This window comes from Maribacter sp. (assembly GCF_049667165.1).
In the GTDB taxonomy this organism is placed as follows: domain Bacteria; phylum Bacteroidota; class Bacteroidia; order Flavobacteriales; family Flavobacteriaceae; genus Maribacter_A.
This window is the reverse complement of record NZ_JBATHS010000399.1, coordinates 1-4886: the sequence shown is the minus strand read 5'-3', so window position 1 is coordinate 4886 and position 4886 is coordinate 1. Positions and strand designations below refer to the sequence as shown.

Annotated in this window: 6 protein-coding genes; all 6 read right to left on the bottom strand. The window is 40.5% G+C overall.

Annotation, left to right across the window (positions count from 1 at the left end; translation table 11 throughout):
• A partial coding sequence (locus WBM98_RS18070) for an SCO family protein (protein ID WP_424367416.1) occupies positions 1–397 on the bottom strand: 397 nt, incomplete at its 3' end.
• A 16-nt stretch (positions 398–413) separates the two neighbouring features.
• A complete protein-coding gene (locus WBM98_RS18065) occupies positions 414–1043 on the bottom strand; it encodes a hypothetical protein (protein WP_424367415.1) in 630 nt (209 codons plus the stop codon).
• 148 nt (positions 1044–1191) lie between these two features.
• Positions 1192–1575 carry a cytochrome C oxidase subunit IV family protein gene (locus tag WBM98_RS18060; protein WP_424367414.1) on the bottom strand — a complete coding sequence of 128 codons (384 nt, stop codon included), beginning with the start codon at positions 1573–1575 and terminating at the stop codon, positions 1192–1194.
• Between the two features lie 60 nt (positions 1576–1635).
• Entirely contained in the window at positions 1636–2628 is a 993-nt protein-coding gene (locus tag WBM98_RS18055) for a cytochrome c oxidase subunit 3 (RefSeq protein ID WP_424367413.1), read from the bottom strand.
• 255 nt (positions 2629–2883) lie between these two features.
• Positions 2884–3465 carry a cytochrome c oxidase subunit 3 gene (locus tag WBM98_RS18050; protein ID WP_424367412.1) on the bottom strand — a complete coding sequence of 194 codons (582 nt, stop codon included), beginning with the start codon at positions 3463–3465 and terminating at the stop codon, positions 2884–2886.
• A gap of 78 nt (positions 3466–3543) precedes the next feature.
• On the bottom strand, positions 3544–4455 hold the full coding sequence (gene cyoE / locus WBM98_RS18045) for a heme o synthase (protein ID WP_424367411.1): 912 nt from the start codon (positions 4453–4455) through the stop codon (positions 3544–3546).
• Between the last annotated feature and the right edge of the window lie 431 nt (positions 4456–4886).

Genomic DNA, 4886 nt, shown 5'->3' with positions numbered 1-4886 from the left:
CCATGGGGGTATCATATTCCGGAGTTATGGTAAACGAGGCCACGCCAAAATTAGGGGAAGTCTTAAAGCTCTCTTGCAGGTCCACAAGGTTTTTGGTCATTATGGGGCAGATGGAAGGACACGAAGTGAAAAAGAATTCAACGACATATACTTTCCCCAAATAATCCTTTTCGGTAATGAGCAAACTATCTTGATCTACAAACTCGAATGAAGGTACACGCCGTTTTTGACCGTTTAAGTAAATGTAGGCCAACCCTGCCTTGTTGTCTTTTAAGCTTATTCGATCATTTTCAACCATAGTGCCCGAAGCCACTCGATCAACAATCTTGGGTATAAAGATGATACCAAAGACCAAAATGACCAAGGACACCCAAACATATGTGTATTTGTTTTTCATCTATATAGACTTGTATTTAATTAGTATTGGCATTGTTCTTTTTTAAGGCCAACCGATACTCTGCCAAGATGATCTTCACATCATCCTCCATTTTATTGTTCAATTCTGCGACCGAGGTGGCATTAAATCCAAATTTGGTCCCCTCATCCTCATCATTTGCCCTTCCACGCAGTTTTCTGTCCTTATCGATAATAAACACATAAGGGGTGGCTAAATTCCCATCTAGGGACAGGTCGGTCTTCATGCCATCGAAAAATCGTTGGATCTGTTCTTTTTCCCCATAGACAAAATTCCATTTTGTCATATCGGTCAAATTCCCAAGTTCCGATTTAAGTGCAGCCACTTTGCTTTCGGTTCCTTTTGGGACCAACATCACAAATTGAAAGTCGTTGAATTCATAAAATCGTTTGTAGATTTTTTGGTTCAAATTGAAGGCAATGCCTTTTTGGTTTCCCAAATCATTGCCCAAAAACCCAAGGATGGTAATCTTATCCTTAAGTGCAACATTGTTGTCGATTTCAGAGATATCCCCAATATCCTGCGTGAGGGTCGGTAACCTTCCAAAATTATTGATACCGGAAGCAAAGAAAAGGTACGCCACAATGGGCAGAATAAACAATACAACTAAAACGAAGGTCTTTTTCATGGGAAGATATGCTATGCCCTATAAAGTCAGGTTTCGCCATATCTCGGAATCAATTCGAAATACGGATTAAACCCTTAACTGGTTTCTATTGACAAAAATAAAAAAGACGGTCTTGAAACCGTCTTTTTATTTTGTTAATTATATCTTATTAGAAGTTCCAGGTCACGAAACCATCCGCAAAGACATTGTAGATGTAATTCCCTTCGACCAAGAGTATGAATGCCAAATAGGCCACCAAAAATATCGGGGTCCATACAATCGCCCTGCGCAGGGCGTTCTTTTCATCCCTTAGGTGCATAAAGTCCCAGGCAATATAATACGCTTTGACCAATGTCAGAATAATGAAAATCCAATTCAATATTTTCATTCCCACAAAGGAGTTCTCTGTAAGAAGATGGGGCTTGGTAATCCCTAAAAATACCTCAACGCCCGTAACTACGGTCAAAAATACAAGTACTCCCCATATCTTTTGGGTGTTCGACTTGAATTTTAAAAGTCCCCTAAAAATTTCCAACTTGTGTGCGTGTGCCATGCTAAATCTATCAATTAAAATTTTAAATCATCTCATGTGGGAATCTGAAACAAGTTCAGATTAAACCAAATAAAAGAAAGTAAATACAAATACCCAAACCAAATCCACAAAGTGCCAATAAAGCCCTACTTTCTCAACCATTTCATAATGGCCCCGCCTTTCATAGGTACCCAACACCACGTTAAAGAAAATTATAAGGTTGATCATTACCCCTGAAAACACGTGGAACCCGTGGAAACCTGTGATAAAAAAGAAGAAATCGGCAAACAATCTACTTCCGTATTCATTGTGGATAAGATTGGCCCCTTCAACTACCTGTGTTGCATTTTGAAGTTTCGCCAATGATTCCGTTCTGGAAAGCACGATTTTTTCCCCATAATCTTCACTTTCCTTATCTTGTATTATTTGTTCTGTTCGAATCAATACATTGGGATTGGCCTTAAACCCTTCCAAGACCTCATTCAATGAATAGCTTGGCTGGTATCCTTCCTTGTAGAACCAAATACCGTTTTTGTCTTCATGGGCGATTCTTTCATCTGGAAGGGTTTTGGCAAAATCTGCCAAGGACGCCCTTTCACCAGTATCGGCCATAACGAATTGTAAAATTCGCCCCCCTTTGGTTTCGACGGCACCATAATCCCCCTTAATGAAGGTTGCCCATTCCCAAGCTTGGGAGCCTACGAATATCGCACCACCGATAATCGTAAAGAACATATACCATATAACACTGTTCTTTTTCATTCGATGGCCTGCGTCAACAGCCAATACCATGGTCACCGAAGACATGATCAAGATAAAGGTCATAAACGCCACATAATACATAGGGTAATTGCCATGAAAGAACGGGACGTGGGTAAATACCTGGTCCGCAATGGGCCATGTTTCCATAAACTTGAACCGCGAAAAACCATATGCGGCCAAAAATCCGGAAAATGTCAAGGCATCTGAAACCAGAAAGAACCACATCATCATTTTTCCGTAGCTTACACCCAAGGGACGATTACCCCCACCCCAAACGCTTTCTTCCGCACCTGTTGTTACCGTAGAATCCATAAATTAGTCAGTTATCGAATGATTAGAATTTTCACAAAAATACATTTTTTTGCAGGATACAAAAGTCTAAGGCGAAGAAATGAAAAAAAATTGGGTTTTAGGGACTTTTTTGGGGGATGTCGATTATTTTTTCTTATAAGCGATACAAATATGACCCTTTAAGCCTCGTACTTCGTTAAATTCCCGACTTTTTCTGCATCAAAAAAAGACGTGTAATCCCTAAAAATAGGGCTAACACAAATTTAAAAAAAAGCATTAATCGACAAAAACCATAAAGATGAGGAGATAGACCCATAAAAGGTCTAAAAAGTGCCAGAAGGTGGCCCCTAGGGATACTCCCAGATATTCCTCTGAAGAATACTTGCCCTTAATTTGATTGAACAATACCACCAATAACGAAATAATACCGGCAACCACATGAACTATATGTACCGCAGCTATCAGGAATATGTACGACATTTTTATGCTGCTAGTGGGACCGGTAAAGTAATACCCTTGCGCAATCAATTGGGAAAAGCCATTGAATTGCAACACGATAAAGCAAATACCCAATACCAGGGTAACCAACAACCAGTTCGTACCCGCCTTTCTTGCATTTAGCTGTATGGCCTTTTTTGCTAAAATATAAGTAATACTGCTAAGAACAATAACTGCTGTACTCATGTAAAAGGCCGAGGGCATCTCTATGTTCGCCAGCCAATCCTCCCTTTTACTACTAACGATATAGGCACTGGTCCAACCGGCAAATGCCATAAGCAAACTCACGATACCGAACCATAGCATCATCTTTTTAGATCGATCATTCTTTTCTTTCCGAGTCCCTTGTGTCAAATCCATAACTTATGATTCTTTATTCAAATAATATAGCCCTTATTCCTTTCTTGGAAGGCACATTGCCGTCATCCGCGATACACCCTAGAAAAAGGTGCCACTAAATTTATCCACTACGTAGACCACCTGCATCAAGGTAATATAGGTCACACTGGCCAACATTAATTTTCGGGCGGAAATGTTGTCCCTTTTTTCATACAATTTAAAAGCAAATACCAACATCACTGCACCCATGGCAAAAATTAGGATCGCAGCCAGTATCGATAGTTGCAAACGCCCTGTGATACCAAAAACCGGTATGACTGAAATGACTATCATCCAAATGGTATACATTATAATCTGCAATGCCGTACCTGTATCCTTCTTACCCGTGGGGAGCATTTTAAACCCTCCTTTTTTATAATCCTCATCCAACATCCAAGCCAGGGCCCAAAAGTGGGGAAATTGCCAAAAGAACTGGATCATAAACAAAGTGCCAGGCTCAATGCCAAATTGGTCTGTGGCCGCTACCCACCCCAACATAAAGGGAATAGCCCCAGGAAGTGCCCCGACAAAAACCGAAAGTGGGGTCATTGTTTTTAGGGGGGTGTAAACGCTGGTATATAAAAATATAGAAATCGCACCGAACATGGCGGTCTTCGGATTAAGGAAATACAACGCCACAACACCTAATACCGTCAACACTATGGCAATGGTCAGGGCAAGATTCACAGACATTCTCCCGGAAGGAATAGGTCTATTTTTTGTACGGTTCATCAAGGCATCCAAATCCTTTTCTATAATCTGATTGTAGGCATTGGATGCCCCTACCATACAATAACCACCAAAAGCGAGCAGTAATAAGGAAACGAAATTTATCTCATAGGCCCCCAGCAAATACCCGGCCATAGAGGAAAAAACCACGCTGACCGCCAGGCGTACCTTGGTAATTTCCTTAAAATCAGCAAACATCATGGCCCATGGGATGTTTTTTGCTGGCTCAATCGCGGTCTTCATTATCAATTTTTATAAAAACGCAAATATAATCGTAGTAACCTATGTGTGCAACGAATTGCCAAGGTTTATGATTTATCCTAGAGAATGGCCATGTCATCCCCAAGGACACAAGAACAAGAACGACCAAGCCTTTCGCACGGCCACGAACAACCCTTATCCTCGATATAGGCATTGTATGGGACCTGATTTCAAGCCAATACCTTACATGAACAACCAGCACTATAGCGTAAGGATATGGAACCCCAATAGGAACTTCTTTTATGATTGCAACCTTCGCCCAACATAATATCATTAGGTGTTATGGCCATGGTAAAGTAACAATGTTAGCTATAGCCCTTACCTATTTTTGAAACAATTGAACACAAAAAAAATCCCGAGCGTCAACTCGGGATTTTATTTCTATAATTGAATGTATTTACTGTAACTTAAAG

Coding starts and splice junctions, on each gene's coding strand:
- WBM98_RS18065 (WP_424367415.1), bottom strand. CDS start 1,043: ATGAAAAAGACCTTCGTTTTAGTTGTATTGTTTATTCTGCCCATTGTG.
- WBM98_RS18060 (WP_424367414.1), bottom strand. CDS start 1,575: ATGGCACACGCACACAAGTTGGAAATTTTTAGGGGACTTTTAAAATTC.
- WBM98_RS18055 (WP_424367413.1), bottom strand. CDS start 2,628: ATGGATTCTACGGTAACAACAGGTGCGGAAGAAAGCGTTTGGGGTGGG.
- WBM98_RS18050 (WP_424367412.1), bottom strand. CDS start 3,465: ATGGATTTGACACAAGGGACTCGGAAAGAAAAGAATGATCGATCTAAA.
- cyoE (WP_424367411.1), bottom strand. CDS start 4,455: ATGAAGACCGCGATTGAGCCAGCAAAAAACATCCCATGGGCCATGATG.